We start from the raw sequence: 24,340 nt of genomic DNA on the forward strand, positions 1-24,340 counted from the left end.
AGTCTTGCTCCATCGAACAGCCAATGAGCGGAGACGACGCAATGTTTCTGGACAATGTGGTGGTGGCAGGTGTCGTGACCGTTGGCCTGATGGTCGTCTTCTTCGCAGGCTTCGGACTGTTTATCTGGAAGGACTCGCACAAGCGCAAGTAAGGCACAGGCCTTCTACAGCAAGAGCACGCAAGGCATTTAGGGCAACTTCGGTTGCCCATTTTTTTTGTCTGGATTTTAGTTCTGGGTGTCTGGGTGGCGCCGAATCCTGTAGGAGCGAGCTTGCTCGCGAAGAGGCCGAGGCAGGCGCAGCAAACGTGTCGGCAGGGACATGCTCTTCGCCAGCAAGCTGGCTCCTACAGAAAGTATCCAGTTACGCGCAACATCAACCGAACGTGATTTCCGGCAGCTCGGTCAGCTCGACCGTCTGTTGCTTGCGTGGCGCGAGGATTTCCGCTTCGCCGTCGACGACCAGCTCTTCGTTCTGATTGAACACGCGAGTGGCGATGCGCACGCGGAACTTGGGCATCTTTTCCAGGATTTCCAGGCGCACCGTCAGGGTATCGCCCAGTTTGACCGGCTTCTGAAAGCTCATCTGCTGGCCCAGGTAAATGGTGCCCGGCCCAGGCAGCTCGCAGGCTACTGCGGCACTGATCAACGCACCGCTGAACATACCGTGCGCGATACGCTCCTTGAACATCGTTTTGGAGGCGTAGTCCGCGTCGAGGTGGACCGGGTTGTGGTCGCCGGACATGGCGGCGAACAGCTGGATATCGCGCTCCTGAACCGTCTTGCTGTAGCTGGCGGTCTGGCCGACTTCAAGGGCTTCGTAAGGCGTGTTGGTAATTTGGGTCATGTCGCTGTCCTGAGATAAAAAGGTCATGGCCCCGGGTCATTCAGCCCGGGGCGGGCGTGGTTGTTCGAGGGCGTGTTGCAGCCAGTCGATCAGGTCACGGGTGACTTCATCGCGGTTGAGTTCATTGAACACTTCGTGCCGCGCCTTGGGGTAAACCTTGAGTTGTAACACCCGGTGGCCCGCTTCTGCCAATACATGGGCAAGAACCTTCAGACGCTTGCCATCGCTTACCGGATCACATTCGCCGCCAATAATCAGCAGCGGCAGGCTTGGATCGATCTGCGCCAGGTTGGAACGCTTGCTGATTTTCTGCAGCCCATGCAGCAGGTCCAGCCACAGCTGGTTGGTACAGCGAAAGCCGCACAGCGGGTCGTGAACGTACCGGTCGACTTCTTCCGGATCGCGGCTGAGCCAGTCGAACCGGGTGCGGGTCGGCTTGAACGCCTTGTTGAACGAGCCGAACGACAGCCATTCGATCAGAGCACTGCGGCCTGTCTTGCCCTGGCGAAGGCGCTCTAACCGGGCGATCAGCCGGGCGCCACGGTACACGCCGACCGGATTGTAATTGGAGCCACTGAGAATCGCGCCCTGCAGGCTGGCACCGTGGTGCATCAAGTACGCCTGGGCAATGTAGCTGCCCATGCTGTGACCCAGCAGAAACAGCGGCACATCCGGGTGTTTCTGGCCAATGTCCAGCGCCAGATTCGCCACATCGTCGACGACCCGGCTCCAGCCATCTTCGTCGGCAAAATGCCCTGGCATCCCGTGCCTGGCAGTCTGGCCGTGGCCGCGTTGATCGTGGACATACAGCGCGTACCCGGCAGCGCTCAATGCCGTCCCCAGGCGCGCATACCGGCCGCCGTGTTCAGCCATGCCATGGGACAGCATGATCACTGCGCTGGGTGAAGCCGACGGCAACCATGCATTGACGAACAAGAGATTGTTATCAGTTGTGTCGAGCCAGAAGACTTCATGCTTCATGCTGCATTCCCATGTCTGGCCCGAGGCACCGGGCCGCTGTACTGCACAGTGTATAGCCGATGAGAAATGGCACGTGTCCGGTTGCGAGATTCATGACAATGATGACGTGGTGCAGGCTGTTTGCCTTCCCGGTTTTAACTGCTAACGTCCGCACATTCCGACCCAAATGGTCAGCACATCAGGGAAGAGGACAACAACAATGCAAGCCGATTTCTGGAATGACAAACGCCCGGCCGGCGTTTCGTGCGATGTGGATCTGAAGGCTTACTCGTCCGTCGTGGAAGTCTTCGAACGTTGCTGCAAGAAGTTTGCGGACCGCCCCGCGTTCAGCAACATGGGCGTCACGCTCAGCTATGCCGAACTGGAGCGGCATTCCGCGGCCTTCGCAGCCTATCTGCAGCAGAACACCGATCTGGCGCCCGGCGACCGTATCGCGGTGCAGATGCCCAACCTGCTGCAATACCCGATCGCCGTATTCGGCGCCATGCGCGCCGGGCTGATCGTGGTGAACACCAACCCACTCTATACCGCCCGGGAAATGCGTCACCAGTTCAAGGATTCCGGCGCCCGGGCGCTGGTCTACCTCAATATGTTCGGCAAGCACGTACAGGAAGTGCTGCCCGACACCGACCTGCAATACCTGATCGAAGTGCGCATGGGTGACATGCAGCCGACCTTCAAGGGCTGGTTGATCAACACCATCGTGGCCAAGGTCAAGAAGATGGTGCCGGACTATCAACTGCCGCAGGCGGTGAGTTTCAAGAGCGTCCTGAAACTGGGCGCCCAGCGCAGTCACCAGCCGGTGCCGCAGAGCCTGGAAGATATCGCGGTGCTGCAATACACCGGCGGCACCACCGGGCTTGCCAAAGGCGCGATGCTGACCCACGGCAATCTGGTCGCCAACATGCAGCAGGTCTATGCCTGCATGTTGCAGCAGCGGCCCGACGGCGGAACCTGGTTCGAGGAGGGCAAGGAAGTGATGATCGCGCCGCTGCCGCTCTATCACATCTATGCATTCACGGCGAACTGCATGTGCATGATGATCAGCGGCAACCATAACGTGCTGATCACCAACCCGCGTGATATCAGCGGTTTCATCAAGGAGCTGCACAAGTGGCGCTTCACCGCGATGATCGGCCTCAATACCCTGTTCGTGGCGCTGATGAACCATCCGCAGTTCAAGACCCTGGATTTTTCCCGCCTCAAGTCGACCAACTCCGGCGGCACCGCGCTGGTCAAGGCCACCGCCGAGCGCTGGGAGCAGATCACCGGCTGCCGGATCGTCGAGGGCTATGGCCTGACCGAGACGTCTCCGGTCGCCAGCGCCAACCCGTATGGCGAAGCCGCACGGCTGGGCACGGTAGGCATTCCGGTGCCGGGCACGCTCATGAAGGTCATCAATGATGACGGCGTGGAAATGCCCTTGGGCGAGCGGGGCGAATTGTGCGTGAAAGGCCCGCAAGTCATGAAGGGCTACTGGAATCGTGCCGAGGCCACCGCCGAGTCGCTGGACGCCGAAGGCTGGTTCAAGACCGGCGACATCGCCGTGATCGATCCGGACGGCTTCGTACGCATCGTCGACCGCAAGAAGGACCTGATCATCGTCTCGGGTTTCAACGTCTACCCCAATGAAATCGAAGACGTGGTGATGGGCCATCCCAAGGTCGCCAACTGCGCCTGCATCGGCGTGCCGGACGAGCGCTCCGGCGAAGCGGTCAAGCTGTTCGTGGTGGCTCGGGATGCCAGCCTGAACGTCGAGGACCTCAAGGCGTTCTGCAAAGAGAATTTCACCGGCTACAAAGTACCCAGGCACATAGTGCTGCGCGAGTCGCTGCCGATGACGCCGGTCGGCAAGATTCTTCGGCGTGAACTTCGGGATAACGCCTGAGTGTAGGAAATGTCTGATTCTTGACTACGCTCACAGGACCGGCCGGTCATTTTCGGCCGGTGACGAGCGTCGTTCGCCTGTATCGGGCTGTCTGCCCCGGGGCTTTCAGGTGTATTGGACACCAGCAGGGCCATTGCCTTGGGCGTGACCCGAATGCATTTCAGAGTCACATTTGTGACTGGTGAGAGCTGGTTTGCCTCTAGTCGGCCTTAGGCAAAGCTGCTACTCTCGGCGCGCTTTTCGACCTGTCGTCAAGTACAGGCGCTTCTGCTGCACAATCCAAAAACACAAGAAATTCATCGCCTACAGCGGTGTGAAGAATTCGCTGTCGCTACGGAGCCGGCTTGCATGATCGAAAACTTCTGGAAGGATAAGTACCCATCCGGTATCTCGGCCGATATCGACCCCGACGAGTATCCCAACGTCCAGGCGGTCTTGAAGCAGTCCTGCCAGCGATTCGCCAACAAGCCCGCGTTCAGCAACCTGGGCAAGACCCTGACCTACGGCCAGCTGCACGAACTGTCCGGCGCGTTCGCCGCCTGGATCCAGCAGCACACCGACCTGCAGCCCGGCGACCGGATCGCCGTGCAGCTGCCCAATGTCCTGCAGTACCCGGTGGCCGTGTTCGGTGCCATCCGTGCCGGCCTGATCGTGGTCAACACCAACCCGCTGTACACCGCGCGGGAAATGGAACACCAATTCAATGATTCGGGCGCCAAGGCGCTGGTCTGCCTGGCGAACATGGCGCACCTGGCTGAAAAGGTGGTGCCCAAGACCCAGGTCAAGCATGTCATCGTCACTGAGGTGGCCGACCTGCTGCCGCCGCTCAAGCGCCTGTTGATCAACAGCGTCATCAAGTACGTCAAGAAGATGGTTCCGGCCTATCACCTGCCGCAGGCTTTGCGTTTCAACGATGTCATCGCCAAAGGCCGTGGCCGGCCGGTTGCCGAGGTTTCGCCGGCCGCCGGGGATGTCGCGGTGCTGCAATACACCGGCGGCACCACGGGCGTGGCCAAGGGCGCCATGCTGACCCACCGCAACCTCATCGCCAATATGCTGCAATGCAAGGCACTGATGGGCTCCAACCTCAACGAAGGCTGCGAGATCCTGATCACGCCGCTGCCGCTGTACCACATCTATGCCTTCACCTTTCATTGCATGGCGATGATGCTGATCGGCAACCACAACATCCTGATCAGCAACCCGCGCGACCTGCCGGCGATGGTCAAGGAACTGTCGAAGTGGAAGTTCAGCGGTTTCGTCGGCCTCAACACGCTGTTCGTGGCCCTGTGCAACAACGAGGCATTCCGCAACCTGGACTTCTCGGCCCTCAAGGTAACCCTGTCCGGCGGCATGGCGCTGCAACAGGCGGCCGCCGAGCGTTGGAAGCAGGTGACCGGCTGCGCGATCTGCGAAGGCTACGGCATGACCGAAACCAGCCCGGTGGCGACGGTCAACCCGACCCAGAAAGTGCAGATGGGCACCATCGGCATTCCCGTGCCTTCGACCCTGTGCAAGGTCATCAATGATGCTGGCCAGGAGCTGGCGTTCGGCGAAGTGGGCGAGCTGTGCATCAAGGGCCCGCAGGTCATGAAAGGCTACTGGGAACGCCAGGACGCCACCGACGAGATTCTGGACGCCGACGGCTGGCTCAAGACCGGCGACATCGCGGTGATCCAGCCCGATGGCTACATGCGCATTGTCGACCGCAAGAAGGACATGATCCTGATTTCCGGCTTCAACGTGTACCCCAACGAGCTGGAAGACGTGCTGGCAACCCTGCCGGGCGTGCTGCAATGCGCGGCCATCGGGGTGCCGGACGAAAAGTCGGGCGAGGCGATCAAGATTTTCGTAGTGCCCAAGCCCGGCGTCACCCTGACCAAGGAACAGGTGATGGAACACATGCGCGCCAACCTGACCGGCTACAAGGTGCCGCGCAGCGTTGAGTTCCGCGACGTATTGCCGACCACCAACGTCGGCAAGATCCTGCGTCGCGAGTTGCGTGATGAAGAGCTGAAAAAGCTCAAGCAAACGCAACCGGCCTGAGGATTGTCGCGGGCTGCGCTGTTCCTGTAGCAACTGTCTTGCGATGGACTTGTGGGAGGGAGCGGGCGGCGATCCGTCTTGCTGGCGACTGCAGTGTGTCATTCACTGATGCACGAGCAGGTATGTCGCAGTCGCGAGCAAGACGGATCGCCGCCCGCTCCCTCCCACAAAGTCCGGCAACCGTTACTCGGGTGGGAAGTTAAAACAGTTGGCTCCCTCCCACAGACCGGACGCGCGCTCCAAATCTGTAGCTGAATCGGTGGGGGCGGAACCAACCTGACGGGTCGTCGTCGTACCCGCAATCTGCGACAATCCGCGCTTGCCATTCATAAAGACTTTACGCGCCCTGATGACCGACGACTCGCCTTCCATCGAACAACTCCTGAAGAACCTCGACCACGCGATGATCAGCGACCGGCATCGGCTGCGTCGTCAGTTGCACGAGCTGCGCAAGAAGCCCGACGAGGCAAAGCTGGCGCAGTGGGTGGCGCGGGTGCAGGCGTCGTGCGCGCAGGTCGTGGCCCGGCGCGACAGCGTGCCGACAGTGCGCTACGACGACAACCTGCCCATCGCCGCCAAGCGCGACGAGATCAAGGACGCGCTGCTCAAGCATCAGGTGCTGGTGATCGCCGGTGAGACCGGTTCGGGCAAAACCACGCAGCTGCCCAAGATCTGCCTGGAAATCGGCCGCGGCCAGCACGGCCTGATCGGTCATACCCAGCCACGCCGAATCGCGGCACGCAGCGTCGCCAGCCGGGTCGCCGAAGAACTCGCCACGCCGCTGGGTGCGCTGGTCGGCTATCAGGTGCGTTTCGAAGACCAGAGCGACAGCAACACCCTGATCAAGCTGATGACCGACGGCATTCTGCTGGCCGAAACCCAGCACGACCGTTTTCTGGAACGCTACGACACGATCATCGTCGACGAAGCTCACGAACGCAGCCTGAACATCGACTTCCTGCTCGGCTACCTCAAGACCCTGTTGCCGCGTCGTCCGGATCTGAAAGTCATCATCACTTCGGCAACCATCGACCTGCAGCGTTTCTCCGAGCATTTCAACGACGCGCCGATCATCGAAGTCTCAGGCCGTACCTTTCCGGTGGAAACCTGGTATCGACCGCTGACCAGTGAGCAGGACGAGGACGGCAACAGTGTCGAAGACGACCTGACCGTGGATCAGGCGATCCTCGCCACGTTGGACGAGCTGGCGGCCATGGAGCGCAGCGAGCGCAAGTCGCCGGGCGATGTGCTGGTGTTCCTGCCCGGCGAGCGGGAAATCCGTGATGCCGCGGAAATGCTGCGCAAGGCACAACTCAAGCACACGGAAATTCTGCCGCTGTACGCCAGGCTGTCGCCGGCCGAGCAACAGCGGATTTTCCAGTCGCACCCGGGCCGCCGCGTGGTGCTGGCGACCAACGTCGCCGAAACCTCGCTGACCGTGCCGGGCATCCGCTACGTCATCGATACCGGCACCGCGCGCATCAGCCGCTACAGCTACCGTGCCAAGGTTCAGCGCCTGCCCATCGAAGCCATTTCCCAAGCCAGCGCCAATCAGCGAAAAGGCCGTTGCGGCCGGGTCGAGCCGGGCTTGTGCGTGCGCTTGTACAGCGAAGAGGATTTCCTCGCACGCCCGGAATTCACTGATCCCGAGATCCTGCGCACCAACCTGGCGGCGGTGATCCTGCAGATGCTGCATCTGCGCCTGGGTGAAATCACCGACTTCCCGTTCATCGAGCCGCCGGACGGCAAGGCCATCAGCGACGGCTTCAACCTGTTGCAGGAGCTTTCGGCGGTCAATCGTGAGAACCAGCTCACGCCGCTGGGTCGCCAGCTGGCGCGCCTGCCGGTGGACCCGCGCATGGGCCGTATGCTGTTGGAAGCCGCGAAGCAGGGCAGTCTTCAGGAAGTGCTGATTGTCGCCAGCGCCATGTCCGTGCAGGACGTGCGCGAACGGCCGCCGGAACGTCAGCAGGCCGCCGATCAGGCCCACGCGCAATGGAAGGATGCCGACTCGGATTTCGCCGGGCTGGTCAATCTGTGGCGCGGCTTCGAGGAGCAGCGCCAGGCGCTGACCGCCAGCCCGCTGCGCAACTGGTGTCGCCGCAACTTCCTCAATTACCTGCGGCTGCGCGAATGGCGCGATTCCCACCGTCAGCTGGCGCTGATCTGCCGCGACCTGCAATTGACGGTGAACAAGGAACCGGCGGACTACCCCAAATTCCACAAGGCCATTCTGTCCGGCCTGCTGAGCCAGATCGGCCAGAAAACCGACGAGGGCGATTACCTGGGCGCGCGGCAGCGACGTTTCTGGATTCATCCATCGTCCGGGCTGGGCAAGAAACGCCCGCAATGGCTGATGACCGCCGAGCTGGTGGAAACCACCAAACTGTATGCGCGCATGGTCGCCAAGATCGATGCCGACTGGATCGAGCCGCTGGCCGGGCACCTGATCAAGAAAAACCACTTCGAACCCCATTGGGAAAAGAAGCGCGGTCAGGTCGTGGCGTTCGAGCAGATCACCTTGTTCGGGCTGATCGTGGTCGGCCGTCGGCCGGTGCATTTCGGCCCGATCGACCCGGTGGTGTCCCGCGAACTGTTCATCCGCGAAGGGCTGGTGCGAGGCGATATCCTCTCGCGGGCCAAGTGCCTGAGCGCCAATACTCGGCTGCTGGAGCAACTGGACGAACTGGAAGCCAAGGCCCGTCGGCGTGACATCCTGGCCGACGAAGACACGCTGTACAGCTTCTATGAAGCACGCATTCCCGAGCATATTCACCAGACCGCGACCTTCGACAGCTGGTACAAGACCGAAAGCCAGAAGAACCCGCAACTGCTGATCATGCGCGAAGAGGACGTGCTGGCGCGGGAAGCCAGCGAAGTCACGGCCGCGCAGTACCCCGACACGCTGCGCCTGGGTGATCTGAGCCTGGCGTTGACCTATCACTTCGAGCCCAATCACCCCCGCGACGGCGTGACCTTGCGGGTGCCTGCGCCGTTGCTGTTGTCGCTGCCGGCCGAGCGCCTGGAGTGGCTGGTGCCGGGGCTGATCGAAGCCAAATGCATTGCGCTGGTGCGTAATCTGCCCAAGGCGATCCGCAAGAATTTCGTGCCGGTGCCGGATTTCGTCCGGGCAGCATTGCAGCGCATGACTTTTGGCGATGGCTCCCTGCCGCATGCCTTGGGACGCGAACTGCTGCGCATGACCGGCGTTCGGGTTTCGGATGAAGCCTGGACCGAAGCGGCACGGCAGGTCGAAAGCCATCTGAAAATGAACCTGGAAATTGTCGATGGCAGCGGCAAGTTCCTCGGTGAAGGCCGAGAGCTGGACGAGCTGACTGCCCGTTTTGCCGAAGCCAGCCAGGCGGCATTGGCCGTGCCGCAGACCGCGAAAAGCCAGCAGCCGGTGCAAGCCAGGGAGTTTTCCCCGGTAGCGCAAAAGACCCAACAGAACATCGCCGGGCTTTCCATGACCGTTTACCCGGCATTGGTGGAAGAGGGCGGTGTGGTCAAGGAAGGGCGCTTCTCGACCCAGGCCGAAGCCGAATACCAGCATCGCCGCGCCTTGCAGCGCCTGTTGCTGCAGCAGCTGGCTGAACCGGCCAAGTTCCTGCGCAACAAGCTGCCGGGGCAAACCGAGCTGGCGTTGCTGTACCGCGAACTGGGACGTATCGATGCGCTGGTCGAAGACATTCTGCTGGCCAGTCTCGACAGTTGCGTACTGGAAGGCGAAGACCCGCTGCCACGCGACGGTGCCGGTCTGCTGTCTCTGGCCGAGCGCAAGCGCGGCGACTGGGCCGAGCATGCCGAACGTCTGGCGAAGCTGACCTTGGAAATCCTCAAGCTGTGGCATGGCCTGCAAAAGCGCTTCAAGGGCAAGATCGACCTGGCTCAAGCCGTGGCGTTGAACGACATCAAGGCGCAGTTGGGCAAACTGGTGTACCCAGGCTTCGTTCGCGAAACACCGGCGCAGTGGCTCAAGGAGTTGCCGCGCTATCTGCGCTCCATCGAAATGCGCCTGGAGAAACTGCCGGGCCAGATGCAGAAGGATCGCGTCTGGAGCATCGAGTTGAGCGGGCTGTGGGCGCAATATCAGGCGCGGGCCGACAAGCACGCGCAAGAAGGCAAGCGTGACCCGGAACTGGCGACCTATCGCTGGTGGCTTGAGGAATACCGCGTGTCGCTGTTCGCCCAGCAGTTGGGCACTCGCATGCCGGTGTCCGACAAGCGGCTGGGCAAACAATGGGGGCTGGTCGAAGGTTGACGCCTAGGCTGCAGTGAACGGCGTCATGCGTCACACGCAGGCATCGGACACGTCTGCGCAGTGGTTTTGCAACCGGTGCCGAGGTGCGGTCAGCGTGTCCGGTCGGGGCGGCCGGCACCCGCGCCGATTCAGCCGAGCGTATCGGGCGGCTCGATGGCGCTAAAACAGGGCGATATGGCACACTTCGCGTCTGCATAAACAAATGTCACAAGGGCTTGGCTTCACCCATACGGGCCGTTTTCACCTGCGTATTGGTACCTTGGTTCCAGATTGATCTGCTCGCCATGTACCGTGTCAGGACAGGTCTTTACCTGCAACGATCAATAAGAGAGGAACGACCGTGCACAACGTCGTCATCAGCGGCACAGGCTTGTTTACCCCGGCCAACAGCATTTCCAACGAAGAGCTGGTGCAGTCTTTCAATAGCTACGTGGCTCGCTTCAACGATGAACACGCCGCCGCCATCGAGCGCGGCGAAGTCGAGGCGCTCAGCGAGTCCAGCGCGGCTTTCATCGAAAAGGCATCGGGCATCAAGAGCCGCTTTGTGATGGACAAGGCCGGTATCCTCGATCCGCAACGCATGAAGCCCAATCTTCCCGAGCGCACCAATGACCAGTGGTCCATTCTCTGCGAGATGGGCGTGGCGGCCGCGCATCAGGCGCTGGAGCGCGCCGGCAGGACGGCGGCGGATATCGACGGTGTGATCGTTGCCTGCTCCAACCTGCAACGCGCGTACCCGGCGATTTCCATCGAGATCCAGGCGGCGCTCGGTGTGCAGGGGTATGGCTTTGACATGAACGTGGCCTGCTCGTCGGCGACCTTCGGCATTCAGGCGGCGTGCAACAGCGTTCAGCTGGGGCAGGCGCGGGCGATTCTGGTCATCAGCCCTGAGATCTGCACCGCGCACCTGAACTTCCGCGACCGCGACAGCCACTTCATCTTCGGCGACGGCGCAACGGCGGTGGTGGTGGAACGCGCCGACCTGGCGACCTCCGCGCAGCAGTTCGATGTGCTGGGCACCAAGCTGCTGACTCAGTTCTCCAACAACATCCGTAACAACTTCGGGTTCCTCAATCGCACCTCAGACGACGGCCAGGACGCGCCGGACAAACTCTTCGTGCAGGAAGGCCGCAAGGTGTTCCGGGAAGTGTGCCCGATGGTGGCGGAACTGATCGCCGCGCATCTGCAGGAAGCCGGCTTGAACGTCAGCGACGTGCAACGATTCTGGCTGCATCAGGCTAACCTGAGCATGAACCACCTGATCGTCAAGAAGCTGCTGGGTCGCGAGGCGACGGTCGAGGAAGCGCCGGTGATTCTCGATACCTATGCCAATACCAGCTCGGCCGGATCGGTGATCGCGTTTCACAGCTATCAGGACGATTTGCCCAGCGGCGCGTTGGGCGTGCTGAGTTCGTTCGGGGCGGGGTATTCGATTGGCAGCGTGATTTTGCGCAAGCGTTGAAGACGTGTAGCAGCTGATTTTGTGGGAGAGGCCCGGGCGGCGCTCCTACAGAGCCTTACGACACAAAAAAGCCCGGCGCCAGCCTGTCGAACGGATGATGGGGATCCGACAGGCCAACGCCGAGCTTGAGTGCCTTGCGGCGGTGTGGCTTAGAATTTCACTTCGGCATCCACTTGCAGGATGTCGGCATCTGCGTCACGGCGGCTGCTGGTCACGTAGTCCGACGTTGCCATCAGGTAGGCCGCGCCAATCGAGAAGTTCTTGTCGATGTCGTAGCCGACCTTGAACTTGTGGCCGCGTGAACCGGTTTTGCCCAGGGCGAAGTCGGAGTCGGCGAAGCCTGCAACCACTGCGTTACGCTGCACGTCGCGATAGTTGTAGTCGAACTTCAACTCCCAGACCTTGGTCTTGAAACCGGCCAGCCAGGCAGTGTCCTGGTCGTCGATGGCTTCGTCGTTGACCACGTACTGGCCATAGACAGACAGCGGCAACGGCAGGCCACTGATGTCCAGTTGACCGAAACCTTCATACAGACGGAATTCGCCGCCAGGCGTGTTGCCACCCGACGCGCGGTTAGCCACGGCACCGGTTGTGGTCGCCACCAGTTGGCCGTCCGAATCGCCGTCGAAGCCATACACGCTACCGCCGACGGTCAGGCTCAGGTTGTCGGTTGCGGCGATCTTGGCGCCCAGCTGGCCTGCGTACATGCGCAGGTCGTTCTTGAACTGAACGCCGTCACCGTCGACGTTATCCTCAAGGGTGTAGTAGCCGGCGCTACCGAACAGTTCGGTCTTGCCTGCCAGCGGCAGTTTGTAGGTCAGAGCCAGACCTTCGGGGTTGATATCGCTGTCCCAGATCATGTCGCCCATGCTGGTCCACGGCTGGTTCATCTTGCCGCCGATGATGTGCAGGTTCTTGACCGCGTCCGGGTGGTAGTCGATGTAACCCAGGTCCAGCCACAGTTGCTTCTTCTCGAAGCGACCGTCCAGGTCCTGGTTGGTGGAGCGGGAATCTGCACCGCCGCCGGAGGCGATACGGATGCCTGCGTCTACCTGTGGGTTGATCTCGGTGTAGGCACCGATACGCGCACGGATGCGCTGACGGTTTTTGTCGATACCGCCGTCGGCCGATTCGCCCTCGACGTTGACGTTTTCCTGACGCAGGCGAATGTCGCCTTTGATCTGGGTCTTGGCGGCCCAGGCGATTTTCTTCTCGAAGTCGCTCATGGTCTGGGATTTGGCTGTTTGTGCGGCTGCGGCAGCCTGCTGATCTTTCGCCAGCTCGGTTTGCAGTTCAGCGTACTGGGCCTGGTTGATGGAACCGTTGGCGCGCAGCATCTCAAGCAGTTTTGCGTCTACTGCGGCGCTGGCCGGAAGACTCATGGCCAGAGCCAGGCCACCAAGAACGGCAGCCGCAGTACGGGTATAGACAGGACGCATATCAATCTCCACTACATAAGCAGGTGGTTTTCGCCACCCGGCAGATTTGTCCCTCATCGGGACACCCCATCAAGGACCAAAGGCCCCTGGTTCAAAACAGGCGCCAGTATTGCGGCCGGTCATGACAGGGAAGTGGCAAAGTAGTGTCATGTCGATGACAATGCGTTTTCCCGGGAACCCTTGATCTAGAGCGGTTGTATTCGCCGGGGCGTGAACAATGTGCGTCGATGAGTAATACTCGGCGCACCGCTTGCCTACTTGGGGAAACATATGTCCGTGCAGATCGTCGACCGCTTGAGCAGCGTTCCGGGCGCCCAGTGGGACGCCCTGGTGACCGATGCCCAGCCTTTTCTGCGCCACGCTTTTCTCAGCGCGCTGGAAGACAGCGGCAGCCTTGGGCCGCGGTCCGGCTGGCGGGCCGAGCATGTGCTCAGCTATGAAGACGATCGACTGGTCGCGGCCTTGCCGGCGTATCGTAAATGGCACTCTTATGGCGAGTACGTGTTCGATCACGGCTGGGCCGATGCTTGCCGTCGTGCCGGCATCGCCTACTACCCCAAGCTGCTGGTGGCGGTGCCGTTCAGCCCGGTCAGCGGCTCGCGCGTGCTGTGTGCGACGGCCGAGGGCGGCGTGCAACTGCTGCAAGGGTTGCCGGGGTATCTGCACAGCGAAGGGCTGTCCAGTGCTCATGTGAACTTCACCGATCCGGCTGCCGATGCGCTGCTGGCCGAACAGCCGGGTTGGTTGCCACGCATCGGTTGCCAGTTTCATTGGCATAACCGGGGTTACCGGGATTTTCAGGACTTTCTCGACGTCTTGAGTTCGCGCAAACGCAAGCAGATGCGCAAGGAGCGCGAGCAAGTGGCAGGCCAAGGCTTCGAGTTCGAGTGGCTGGAAGGTCAGCAGATGAACGAGGTGTTGTGGGACTTTGTATATGCCTGCTATTCGAACACCTACGAGGTGCGTGGTCAGGCGCCGTACCTGACGCGGGAATTCTTCAGCCTGCTGGCCGAGCGCATGCCCGAATCCATTCGCGTGGTGCTGGCTCGTCAGGGCACGCGTCCGGTGGCGATGGCCTTCAGCCTGATCGGCGGCGATAGTTTCTACGGGCGGTACTGGGGCTGCCTTGCCGAGTTCGACCGGCTGCATTTCGAGACCTGTTTCTATCAGGGCATGGATTACGCCATTGCCAACGGCCTGCAACGCTTCGACGCCGGCGCCCAGGGCGAGCACAAGCTGATCCGTGGCTTTGAACCGCAGATCACCCGGTCATGGCATTACCTGACGCATCCGGGTCTGAAAGATGCGGTGAGTGATTTTCTGGAGCAGGAACGCGTCGGCGTGTTGGCGTATGCCGAAGAGGCGCGGGGGGCGTTGCCGTATCGGCAGGGGTGACGAAACCGAGCCGTGGGAGCGGTCCGCTCCCACATACTAATCTGCTCCCAGGGGTATTGGTTCCTCAATCCACCCCGACAAACCCACCCGTCTGATGCTGCCACAGCCGCGCATACAACCCACCATGGGCCAGCAGTTCGGCATGGCTGCCCATTTCCGCGATGCGGCCTTTTTCCAGGACGACCAGGCGGTCCATCCGGGCGATGGTCGAAAGCCGGTGGGCGATGGCGATGACGGTCTTGCCTTGCATCAGGGTCTCCAGGCTTTCCTGAATCGCTGCCTCGACCTCCGAATCCAGTGCCGAAGTGGCTTCGTCCATGATCAGAATCGGCGCGTCCTTGAGCAGCACCCGAGTGATCGCGATGCGCTGGCGCTGGCCGCCGGACAGCTTCACGCCGCGCTCGCCGACATGAGCATCGAAACCGGTGCGGCCTTCGGAGTCCGACAGCAACGGAATGAACTCATCGGCCCGCGCCTTGCGCACCGAATCCCAGAGCTGCTCGTCGGTGGCGTCTGGATTGCCGTACAACAGGTTGTCGCGGATCGAGCGATGCAGCAGCGAGGTGTCCTGAGTGATCATGCCGATCTGGGCGCGCAGGCTTTCCTGGGTCACTTCGGCAATGTCCTGCCCATCGATGAGAATTCGCCCGGCCTGCACGTCGTACATGCGCAGCAGCAAGTTCACCAACGTGGATTTGCCCGCGCCCGACGGCCCAATCAGGCCGATCTTCTCGCCCGGTTTGATATCCAGGTTCAGGTTGTGGATGATCCCGCCGCCGCTGCCATAGCCGAAATCCACGCCGTCGAAGCGCACGCCGCCCTTGTCGATGATCAGGTTTGGCGCCGCCGGTCTGTCGGTGATGCTGACCGGCTGGGCAATGCTTTCCAGGCCGTCCTGGACCGTGCCGATGTTCTCGAATATGCCGTTGACCACCCACATGATCCAGCCGGACATGTTGACGATGCGCACCACCAGGCCGGTCGCCAGGGCGATGGCACCCAGCGAAATCATCGATTCGGTCCACAGCCACAACGCCAGGCCCGTGGTGCTGACGATCAGCACGCCGTTCATGGAGGTGATCACCGTATCCATGGAAGTCACGACGCGGCCGGCCAGCTGGCTTTTCACGGTGCTGTCGTGCATGGCTTCCCGAGCATATTTCTGCTCGTAGTCGGTGTGGGCGAACAGCTTGAGGGTGGTGATGTTGGTGTAGCCGTCGACGATGCGGCCCATCAGTTTGGAGCGGGCATCGGATGAGACCACCGAGCGCTGCTTGACCCTGGGCACGAAATACATCAGCGACAGGATGTAGGCAATGATCCACACCCCCAGCGGGATCATCAGCCGCCAGTCCGCCTCGGCGAACAGCACCATGGCGCTTATCGAATAGATCAGCACGTGCCACAGCGCGTCCACCGCTTGTACGGCGGAGTCGCGCAGCGAGTTGCCGGTCTGCATGATGCGCTGGGCAATGCGGCCGGCGAAGTCGTTCTGGAAGAAATTGATGCTCTGCTTGAGCACGTAGTTGTGGTTCTGCCAGCGGATCAGGTTGGTCATGCCGGGGCTGATGGTCTGATGCACGAGCAGGTCATGCAGGCCGACGAAAATCGGCCGCAGAACCACAGTCACGACCACCATCCAGATCAGTTCGCTGGCGTGGACGCTGAAGAAATCCTTGGCCGGTGTGGTCTGGGTCAGGTCGATGATGCGGCTCAGGTAACTGAACAGCGCTACTTCGATCAGCGAGGCGATCAGGCCCACCACCAACAGGGCGGTGAAACTTGGCCACACCTGACGCAGGTAGTAGAGATAGAACGCGAAAACGGTGTTGGGCGGGGAGGCGGTAGGAGCGTCTCGGAAAGTATCAATCAGCTGTTCAAAACGACGATAAAGCATTGGCTGTGACGCCCACGGCAGCGGGCTCTCCTTGATGGGTGAGGCTCTCCCGAACAGGGCGCATGAAACCGCCAGGCTTCATGCGCCCTGCTGACTCGATCAGTCGACGCGCTTGGCCGACTTGATCAGGATCGGGTCGACAGGCACGTTCTGCATGCCTTTTTGCGTGGTGGTCTGGGCGTTGACGATCTGGTCTACCACGTCCATGCCCTTGACCACCTTGCCGAACACCGCGTAACCGTAGTCACGCACGCCGTTGTCGAGCATGGCGTTGTCATTGGTGTTGATGAAGAACTGGCTGGTGGCCGAGTTGACGTCGGACGTCCGGGCCATGGCGATGGTGCCACGCACGTTGTGCAGACCGTTTTGCGCTTCGTTCTTGATCGGGTCCTTGGTCGGCTTCTGCATCATGTACTGAGTGAAGCCGCCACCCTGGACCATGAAGCCCGGAATCACGCGGTGAAAGATGGTGTTGTTGTAGAAACCGCTGTCGACATAGCCCAGAAAGTTCTGGGTGCTGACCGGCGCCTTGGTGTCAGCCAGTTCCAGCTCGATTTCGCCGAAGCTGGTGTTGATCAACACATGGGTGGCCTTTTCCGGCGCAGCCATCAGGTTGGCGGCGAACAATACGGAACAGGCGGCGAGGGCGACTTTTTTCAACATGAGGCATCAAGTCCTTCGGTGGTGGTATCGACTATGACCGGCAAGCAAACCACGTTTGGCATTCTTTGCCCAGCGTGATCGAGCCGTGCCCATACAACATGAAAAACAGACTGCACGCGGGGTTCAGACCGCCGCCGTCGATATGAATTCAAGCACAATGCGATTGAACTCCTCAGGCTGATCCAGCGGCGTGGCATGCCGCGAGTCCTTTACCACCACCAGCCGCCCATTGCGCAGCAGCTTGACGTAGGCTTGCTTGAGCGCCACGGGGGTGTAGTCGTGGTCGGCGGCGACGATCAGCGTCGGGCAGGTGATGCGCGACACCTTGTGCAGCACGCCCCAGCCGATGATCGCATCCATGCTCGCCAGGTAGGCGCGCTTGTCGTTCTTTGACCAGCGTTCGGTGACCTTGCGCCGCAGGTCGGCCTGTTCCGGCTTGGGAAACAGCATCTTGCCCAGCGCGACGCCTACGGTGCGCATGCTGAGAAAGCGCGCCAATGTCCAGCGTCGGGCCAGCAGCAGGAAGTCGCTGACGCCGCGCACCTTGACCTGCGGCGCGCTGTTGACGATGCACAGGCTCTTGAGCAGCTGCGGCTGGTCGACCGCCAGCTGAAAACCGATCATGCCGCCCATCGACAGGCCGATCACGTGAACCGGACCCAGGCGCAGATGCTCGATCAGCGCTTCGACGTCGGCGCTGAAGCCGGCAATGGTGTAGCGTTCCCGGGGCTTGTCGGAGCGACCGTGGCCACGCATGTCCATGGCGATGACCCGATAATGGGCCGACAGCGCCGGAATCTGGTATTCCCAGTCCAGGCAACTGGAACCCAGCCCGTGCAACAACAGCACCGGCTCGCCGTGCCCGTATTCTTCATAGTGCAGTGAACAGTCGTCATGCTCGAAGAATGCCATTGGCCCACTCCTGTCAGGCTTGTTGAGGTGCCGCGAAGGCTGCCGTGAGGCACGCTGTGTCGAACGTACGGATCAGCTCGACCAGAATCTGCGTGGCCGGGCCAAGGGGTTTGTCCTTGCTGGAATAAAGATAGAACGCCGGGTTGCGACTGCCACCCTTGTCCAGCGGCAGGACCTTGAGCACGCCTTCCTTGAGTTCACGCTCGATCATGTGGCGCGGCAGCCAGGCGAAGCCCAGTCCGTTACTGACAAAGGTGGTGGCGGTGCCCAGGCTGCCGACCGTCCAGCGCTGCTCGGCACCCAGCCAGCCCACATCCCGCGGCTGCTGCCGGCCCGAATCGCGAATGACCACCTGCAACTGGCTTTCCAGGTCCTGGAAGTTCAGCTCGCGGTTGGCCTGGTGCAGCGCGTGTTCGGGGTGCGCCACGGCCACGAATTCCACGGTGCTCATCTCGGTGCCCAGGTAACCGGGTATGCTGAAGCCGCTGATTGCCAGATCCGCCACGCCTTCGAGCAACACTTCCTCGACCCCGGACAACACTTCTTCGCGCAATCGCACGCGACAGCCCCGGCTCTGGGGCATGAACGCGGTCAGTGCGCGCACCAGCCGAGCGGTGGGGTAGGCCGCGTCCACCACCAGGCGCACCTCGGCTTCCCAGCCCTGTTCCATGTGGTGGGCCAGGTCTTCAAGCTGGCTGGCCTGCTTGACCAGCATCCGTGAGCGCCGCAGCAGCACGCCGCCGGCTTCAGTCAGCACGGCTTTGCGGCCGTCGATGCGCAACAGCGGCACGCCGAGCTGATCCTGCATGCGAGCCACGGTGTAGCTGACCGACGACTGAGAGCGATGCAAAGCCTCGGCGGCCTGGGCGAAGCCGCCGTGATCGACGACAGCCTGCAGCGTGCGCCATTGATCGAGGGTCACGCGGGGCGCTTTCATGGTGTCTTTCCTCTTTTCTTTCTTGTTTACTGTCCTGAACCGACATGTCGTCCAGGAGTTACCGAATGAATCGCCTGTGCTGTGCGTTGCTCGCCTTGCTGCCCCTGGGGGCAATGGCCTACCCCATCGAAGTGGAGAAACAGTTCGACGGCGTCAAGGTCGACTACAACGCCCACGACGTTTTCCACGACATCGGGTCCATCACGGTCAACAACTACGGCGATGTCGATGCACGATGTGCAGTGGTGTTCCGCAACGGACCCGAGGCGCCACGAACCCGTCGGGTGCAGGTGGCGGCGGGCGAAAGTGTCGATGTCACGTCGAAATTCAATCGCAGCATCATCAAACTGCGTATCAAGCTCAGTTGCGAACCGGCTTGAAGCCCGCTGAGAGTAGAACGCCGCTTGGGATAAAACAAATTATTAGATAGATGAAAGCAGATTTTTGCGCTTTTTTATCGATCCATTCGTCATTAATCTCCACTCCATCGCTTCAGCCCACTCATTCGATGGAGATCACACATGTCCCGCGTACTGGTTATCGAAAGCAGCGCCCGCCAACAGGATTCGGTTTCACGTCAACTGACCCAGCAATTCATCAGCCAATGGAAAGCAGCGCACCCTGCCGACGAGATCACCGTGCGGGACCTGGCTATCAACCCTGTGCCGCATCTGGACTCGACCCTGCTGGGCGGCTGGATGAAGCCTGCCGATCAGCGTAGCGAAACCGAACAGGCCGCGCTGGAGCGTTCCGACCTGCTGACCAATGAACTGGTCGCAGCCGACGTCGTGGTACTGGCCGCGCCGATGTACAACTTCGCCATCCCCAGCACCCTCAAAGCCTGGCTGGACCACGTGCTGCGGGCCGGCGTGACCTTCAAGTACGGCGAAACCGGCCCGCAAGGTCTGCTGGTCGGCAAGCGCGCCTTCGTCCTGACCGCTCGCGGCGGCATCTACACCGGCAGCGCAATGGATCATCAGGAACCGTACCTGCGTCAGGTGCTGGGCTTCGTCGGCATCCACGACGTGAACTTCATTCATGCCGAAGGCCTGAACATGGGCGGCGACTTCGTCGAGAAGGGCCTGAACCAGGCCCGTGCTCAGCTGGCACAGGTTGCCTGAGACCGGCACCACTGCATTCCCCTTGGCACTTCCCGCTCCTGAGTGCATGACCCGATCGATCCCGCTTGTCGGTGCTCATCGGGTTTTTTCTTGTGCGGCAATCCGCCACTGATTTTGAATGGACATGCCGCCGCCGGACCCGCTATGGTCGCGCCCTTCAAAAAAGGGGCAAGCATGGGCTATCTACTTATCGTGACGCTGATCCAGGCGTTTTCCTTCAGCCTGATCGGTGTCTATCTGGCCGGCCACGTCGACAGTTACCTGGCGGTATTGATCCGAGTCGTACTGGCCGGGCTGGTGTTCATCCCGCTGACCCGCTGGCGCCAGGTCGAACCGCGGTTCATGCGCGGCATGCTGCTGATCGGCGCCTTGCAGTTCGGCGTCACCTACGTGTGCCTGTACCTGAGCTTCCGAGTGTTGACGGTGCCGGAAGTGTTGCTGTTCACCATCCTGACGCCGCTGCATGTGACGTTGATCGAAGATGCGCTGAACCGGCGTTTCAACCCGTGGGCACTCCTGGCGGCGCTGGTCGCCGTGCTGGGCGCCGGCGTGATTCGTTACGACGGCCTGGACGGCGATTTCCTTGGCGGCTTCCTGCTGCTGCAACTGGCCAACTTCACCTACGCCGCCGGGCAGGTGCTGTACAAGCATCTGGTGGCGCGCTACCCCAGCGACCTGCCGCATTATCGGCGCTTTGGTTATTTCTACCTCGGCGCCCTGGCCGTCGTGCTGCCGGCGTTCCTGATGTTCGGCAATGCCCAGCGTCTACCGCAGGACTCCCTGCAATGGAGCGTGCTGCTGTTCCTTGGCCTGTGCTCGACGGCGCTCGGCATGTACTGGTGGAACAAGGGCGCATGCATGGTCAACGGCGGCACGCTGGCGGTCATGAACAACCTGCATGTGCCGCTGGGCCTGCTGATCAACCTGTTGATCTGGAACGAGCATGAAGACTTCACCCGGCTGCTGATCGGCGGCGGGGTGATCGTGGCGTCGGTATGGATCAGTCGCCTGGGCGCCCGACGCGAGGCTGTCGCCTTGCGATGAGCTGAACCCGGCGCAAAAAAAAAAACGGCTCCCGAAAAGGGGGCCGTTTTTGTTCGCCAGGTCGATCAGCTGCCGCCGCCCGAACCGCCACCGCCATCCGATCCGCCGCCACCACCTGCGCCGCCGGCCGCTCCGCCTGCACCGCCGGCGCCACTGCCCGCGCCACCCGTGCCGCCATTCGCGCCACCGCCACCACCGTTACTGGAACCACCTGCACCGCTGGCGCCACCCGGCCCGGCGCTGCCTGCATCGCTGGCTCCCTCTGCGCTCGGACTGCCTGAACCGCTGGTACCGGTGTTGGTCCCGCTGCCTTGCGTCCCACCCGGGCTGACCGTGGAGCCTGCGCCCTGGCCTGGAGGCAGGGCCGAACCGCCGCTGTTATCGCTGGCCGCAAAACTTACAGGCGCCAGCGCACCGAGGCATAAGGCAAGGGCAAGTTGATGAGGACGAATCAATTTCATGATGAAACTCCTTTTATGGCTTCCCTTGATTCGGCTATGGCACGGCGCAGCGGTGCCATCCGTGCGACGGATGGTCGTTCACTCGCGCTGCCAGCTGTAGGCGCGCGCTTGCCCGCGACAGGGGCGTTTTGGATAACACATATGTTGCGTCAGGCTGACGTCATCGCGGGGAAGCGGAACTCCGGCGGGTCCGCTCCGACAGGTCAGTAGGCTCAGGCGCAGCTCTTCGTCGTCACGCACGAAACGCACGCCGCTGGCGTCGATGAACAGGCTGCGCTTGATGCGTCGCCCGCCGGACTGCTGCATGCCGCGCCAGTTGCGGAACGACTCGGACATCAAACGCCAGGTCGGGATCGACACAATGGTCTTGTCGAAGTTCTGCACCTTGACCGTGTGCAGCGTGATATCCACCACATCGCCGTCGGCGCCTACCTGCGGCATCTCGATCCAGTCGCCGACTCGCAGCATGTCGTTGCTGGTCAGTTGCACGCTGGCGACGAACGACAGCAGGGTGTCCTTGTAGACCAACAGAATCACAGCCGACATCGCGCCCAGGCCCGACAGCAGCAACAAAGGCGAACGGTCGATCAGGGTGGCGACGATGATGATCGCGGCGAAGATGTAGAGAATCATCTTCGCCAGTTGCACATAACCCTTGATCGAGCGCGTGCGGGCATGGGTGGTGCGGGCGTAGATGTCCAGCAGGGCGCTGAGCAGCGCGCCGATGGCCAGGGTCATGAACAGCACGGTGAAGGCCATGGCGATGTTGCCGATCACCGTCTGGGTGGCTTTGCTCAGTTCCGGAATCAGGTTCAGGCCGAACTGAATCACCAGGGACGGCGTCATCTGCGCCAGTCGATGAAAGACCTTGTTATGGCGCAGGTCGTTGAGCCAATGCAATGCAGGCTGGCGGCCCAGCATCTTCATGCCATGCAGAATCAGAAAGCGCGACAGGCGGCCGATGACCAGCGCGGTGCCGAGCAGCAGGACCAGCGCAAGGCTGGCGTGCAGCAGCGGATGCTGGTCGAGCAGGTCCCAGAAGTCTTGGGTGCGGTGCCAAAGCGATTGGATATCCATGAACCTGACAAGTCCCTGAGCAGAAAGTGGGGGCGCGATTAGAGCATTCCTGCTCCGATTGGGGGCGGCGATGGTAAATCGAGTAACAAAAAAAGGCTTCAAGTGGTAAAGAAACTCGGCCCCGGCGCTCGAAACCGTTAGGCTATGCAGCTGTATCTATGTTTTTCGTCGAGGTAACACCCGTGTTTTCCGAATTCGCCCTGCATGAACGCCTGCTGAAAGCCGTGGCCGAGCTTAAATTTGTCGAGCCTACGCCTGTCCAGGCCGCCGCCATTCCTTTGGCATTGCAAGGGCGTGACCTGCGGGTGACGGCTCAGACCGGCAGCGGCAAGACTGCCGCGTTTGTATTACCGATCCTCAATCGCCTGATCGGCCCGGCCACGGTTCGCGTCGATATCCGCGCCGTGATCCTGCTGCCGACCCGCGAGCTGGCACAGCAGACGCTGAAGGAAGTCGAGCGCTTCTCGCAGTTCACGTTCGTCAAGTCGGGCCTGATCACCGGCGGTGAGGACTTCAAGGTCCAGGCCGCGATGCTGCGCAAGGTGCCGGACATTCTGATCGGCACACCGGGTCGCCTGCTGGAACACCTCAACGCCGGCAACCTGGACCTCAAGCATGTTGAAGTGCTGGTGCTGGACGAAGCCGACCGTATGCTGGACATGGGCTTCTCCGAAGACGTCGAGCGTCTGTCGGGCGAATGCGCCGACCGCGAACAGACCATGCTGTTCTCGGCCACCACCGGCGGCGCCGGCCTGCGTGAAATGATCCGCAAAGTTCTGAAGGACCCGCAACACCTGCAGCTGAACAACGTCAGCGAACTGGCTTCCGGCACTCGCCACCAGATCATCACCGCCGACCACAACGTTCATAAAGAGCAGGTGCTGAACTGGTTGCTGGCCAACGAGAAGTATCAGAAGGCGATCATCTTCACCAATACCAAGGCCATGGCCGACCGGTTGTATGGTCGTCTGGTGGCGCTGGAATACAAGGCATTCGTGCTGCACGGCGACAAGGACCAGAAGGACCGCAAGGCGGCCATCGATCGTCTCAAGCAAGGCGGCGCCAAGGTCATGGTTGCCACCGACGTGGCGGCGCGCGGTCTGGACGTTGACGGCCTGGACCTGGTCATCAACTTCGACATGCCGCGCAGCGGTGATGACTACGTTCACCGCGTGGGTCGTACCGGCCGCGCCGGCGGCGAAGGCCTGGCGATCTCGCTGATCTGTCATGGCGACTGGAACCTGATGTCCAGCATCGAGCGCTACCTGAAGCAGGCGTTCGAGCGTCGCGTCATCAAGGAAGTGAAAGGCACCTACGGCGGACCGAAAAAGGTCAAGGCCTCGGGCAAGGCGGTCGGCGTGAAGAAGAAAAAGACCGATGCCAAGGGCGACAAGAAAAAAGTCGCTGCCAAAGGCCCGACCAAGCGCAAGTCGGTGAATCGTCCCAAGGCCGATTCGTTGGTCAGCAAAGACGGCATGGCCCCGCTGAAGAAACGCAGCACTCCGGCGCCTGCTGCCGAATAAACGCGTATCCCCTGTTGGTATCGATGGCTCTTTCGCCAGCAAGATCCGTCTTGCTGGCGAAAACGACCGTTCACCCATCTGCCTTCTGCGCAGCCGTATCCAGCTCCTTCAACCGCTGATCGATCAGCTGGCATTTGTCCGGCAGATCTTTGGCGGCTGTCTCCAGATGCATGTCCTCCAGTTCCTGATTGATCTCTTTGGCTTTCTGCGGGTTCTGCTGGGTCAGGGTTCTGACCTTCTCTGCCAGTTGCTCGCGCTTGGCGGTGGCTTGCTCCGGCGTACAGGCCCATACGGGCGAAGTGCACAGCAGGGCGGCGGCAATGGCGAAGCTGACGGCGATCTTCATGGCAACCTCGGTTTCGGTGATGGCTGCTGCGGTTGAGCTGC

At 61.3% G+C, this 24,340-nt stretch carries 19 protein-coding genes and 1 pseudogene; 10 read left to right on the forward strand and 10 right to left on the reverse strand.

Annotated elements, in window-relative coordinates; translation table 11 throughout:
- The first annotated feature begins 41 nt into the window (after positions 1-41).
- The gene (ccoM, locus tag EGJ27_RS25075; RefSeq protein WP_306085281.1) at positions 42-152 is read left to right on the forward strand and encodes a cytochrome c oxidase subunit CcoM; all 111 of its coding nucleotides are present in this window, start codon (positions 42-44) and stop codon (positions 150-152) included.
- 223 nt (positions 153-375) lie between these two features.
- On the opposite strand, the gene EGJ27_RS13905 is transcribed toward ccoM, so the two are convergent.
- Both EGJ27_RS13905 and EGJ27_RS13910 read right to left on the reverse strand, forming a co-directional pair.
- The gene (locus tag EGJ27_RS13905) at positions 376-846 is read right to left on the reverse strand and encodes a MaoC family dehydratase (protein ID WP_125831326.1); all 471 of its coding nucleotides are present in this window, start codon (positions 844-846) and stop codon (positions 376-378) included.
- A gap of 36 nt (positions 847-882) precedes the next feature.
- A complete protein-coding gene (locus EGJ27_RS13910; RefSeq protein WP_125831327.1) occupies positions 883-1,827 on the reverse strand; it encodes an alpha/beta hydrolase in 945 nt (314 codons plus the stop codon).
- A gap of 199 nt (positions 1,828-2,026) precedes the next feature.
- On the opposite strand from EGJ27_RS13910, the gene fadD2 reads away from it, so the two are divergent.
- The 4 genes from fadD2 to EGJ27_RS13930 all read left to right on the forward strand — a co-directional run bounded on the left by fadD2 (position 2,027) and on the right by EGJ27_RS13930 (position 11,484).
- Positions 2,027-3,715, forward strand: coding sequence for a long-chain-fatty-acid--CoA ligase FadD2 (gene fadD2 / locus EGJ27_RS13915; protein ID WP_125831328.1), 1,689 nt, complete (start codon positions 2,027-2,029; stop codon positions 3,713-3,715).
- A 348-nt stretch (positions 3,716-4,063) separates the two neighbouring features.
- Positions 4,064-5,761, forward strand: a complete 1,698-nt coding sequence (gene fadD1 / locus EGJ27_RS13920) for a long-chain-fatty-acid--CoA ligase FadD1 (protein ID WP_125831329.1) — start codon at positions 4,064-4,066, stop codon at positions 5,759-5,761.
- A 349-nt stretch (positions 5,762-6,110) separates the two neighbouring features.
- Entirely contained in the window at positions 6,111-10,022 is a 3,912-nt protein-coding gene (gene hrpA / locus EGJ27_RS13925; protein WP_125831330.1) for an ATP-dependent RNA helicase HrpA, read from the forward strand.
- Positions 10,023-10,362: 340 nt separating this feature from the next.
- Positions 10,363-11,484, forward strand: coding sequence for a beta-ketoacyl-ACP synthase III (locus tag EGJ27_RS13930; protein ID WP_125831331.1), 1,122 nt, complete (start codon positions 10,363-10,365; stop codon positions 11,482-11,484).
- Positions 11,485-11,633: 149 nt separating this feature from the next.
- Here the strand turns inward: EGJ27_RS13930 and EGJ27_RS13935 are convergent, their stop codons facing one another.
- Positions 11,634-12,923, reverse strand: coding sequence for a putative porin (locus EGJ27_RS13935; RefSeq protein WP_125831332.1), 1,290 nt, complete (start codon positions 12,921-12,923; stop codon positions 11,634-11,636).
- Between the two features lie 270 nt (positions 12,924-13,193).
- Here EGJ27_RS13935 and EGJ27_RS13940 point away from each other — a divergent pair, with 270 nt between their 5' ends.
- Entirely contained in the window at positions 13,194-14,318 is a 1,125-nt protein-coding gene (locus tag EGJ27_RS13940; protein ID WP_125831333.1) for a GNAT family N-acetyltransferase, read from the forward strand.
- 64 nt (positions 14,319-14,382) lie between these two features.
- Here the strand turns inward: EGJ27_RS13940 and EGJ27_RS13945 are convergent, their stop codons facing one another.
- The 4 genes from EGJ27_RS13945 to EGJ27_RS13960 all read right to left on the reverse strand — a co-directional run bounded on the left by EGJ27_RS13945 (position 14,383) and on the right by EGJ27_RS13960 (position 18,727).
- Positions 14,383-16,215 carry an ABC transporter ATP-binding protein gene (locus EGJ27_RS13945; protein WP_125831334.1) on the reverse strand — a complete coding sequence of 611 codons (1,833 nt, stop codon included), beginning with the start codon at positions 16,213-16,215 and terminating at the stop codon, positions 14,383-14,385.
- A 99-nt stretch (positions 16,216-16,314) separates the two neighbouring features.
- Positions 16,315-16,878 (reverse strand): peptidylprolyl isomerase, encoded by a 564-nt coding sequence (locus EGJ27_RS13950; RefSeq protein ID WP_125831335.1) that lies wholly within the window; start codon positions 16,876-16,878, stop codon positions 16,315-16,317.
- A gap of 123 nt (positions 16,879-17,001) precedes the next feature.
- A complete protein-coding gene (locus tag EGJ27_RS13955; protein ID WP_125831336.1) occupies positions 17,002-17,790 on the reverse strand; it encodes an alpha/beta fold hydrolase in 789 nt (262 codons plus the stop codon).
- 13 nt (positions 17,791-17,803) lie between these two features.
- Positions 17,804-18,727, reverse strand: a complete 924-nt coding sequence (locus tag EGJ27_RS13960; protein WP_125831337.1) for a LysR family transcriptional regulator — start codon at positions 18,725-18,727, stop codon at positions 17,804-17,806.
- Positions 18,728-18,792: 65 nt separating this feature from the next.
- On the opposite strand from EGJ27_RS13960, the gene EGJ27_RS13965 reads away from it, so the two are divergent.
- From EGJ27_RS13965 to EGJ27_RS13975, 3 genes are all read left to right on the forward strand, one after another.
- Positions 18,793-19,107: a 3-phosphoglycerate kinase gene (locus EGJ27_RS13965; RefSeq protein WP_125831338.1), complete on the forward strand. Its 315-nt coding sequence runs from the start codon at positions 18,793-18,795 to the stop codon at positions 19,105-19,107.
- A 141-nt stretch (positions 19,108-19,248) separates the two neighbouring features.
- Positions 19,249-19,848, forward strand: coding sequence for an FMN-dependent NADH-azoreductase (locus tag EGJ27_RS13970; protein ID WP_125831339.1), 600 nt, complete (start codon positions 19,249-19,251; stop codon positions 19,846-19,848).
- Between the two features lie 174 nt (positions 19,849-20,022).
- On the forward strand, positions 20,023-20,892 hold the full coding sequence (locus EGJ27_RS13975) for a carboxylate/amino acid/amine transporter (RefSeq protein WP_125831340.1): 870 nt from the start codon (positions 20,023-20,025) through the stop codon (positions 20,890-20,892).
- A gap of 65 nt (positions 20,893-20,957) precedes the next feature.
- On the opposite strand, the gene EGJ27_RS13980 is transcribed toward EGJ27_RS13975, so the two are convergent.
- Positions 20,958-21,353, reverse strand: a complete 396-nt coding sequence (locus EGJ27_RS13980; RefSeq protein WP_125831341.1) for a hypothetical protein — start codon at positions 21,351-21,353, stop codon at positions 20,958-20,960.
- Between the two features lie 213 nt (positions 21,354-21,566).
- A pseudogene (locus EGJ27_RS13985) lies at positions 21,567-22,430 on the reverse strand (mechanosensitive ion channel family protein); the annotation flags it as partial.
- A gap of 182 nt (positions 22,431-22,612) precedes the next feature.
- On the opposite strand from EGJ27_RS13985, the gene EGJ27_RS13990 reads away from it, so the two are divergent.
- Positions 22,613-23,953: a DEAD/DEAH box helicase gene (locus EGJ27_RS13990; RefSeq protein WP_177523023.1), complete on the forward strand. Its 1,341-nt coding sequence runs from the start codon at positions 22,613-22,615 to the stop codon at positions 23,951-23,953.
- Between the two features lie 70 nt (positions 23,954-24,023).
- Here the strand turns inward: EGJ27_RS13990 and EGJ27_RS13995 are convergent, their stop codons facing one another.
- Entirely contained in the window at positions 24,024-24,299 is a 276-nt protein-coding gene (locus tag EGJ27_RS13995) for a hypothetical protein (RefSeq protein WP_125831343.1), read from the reverse strand.
- Between the last annotated feature and the right edge of the window lie 41 nt (positions 24,300-24,340).

Origin of the sequence: Pseudomonas sp. v388 (genome assembly GCF_003935425.1) — a bacterium.
Taxonomy (GTDB): Bacteria; Pseudomonadota; Gammaproteobacteria; order Pseudomonadales; family Pseudomonadaceae; genus Aquipseudomonas.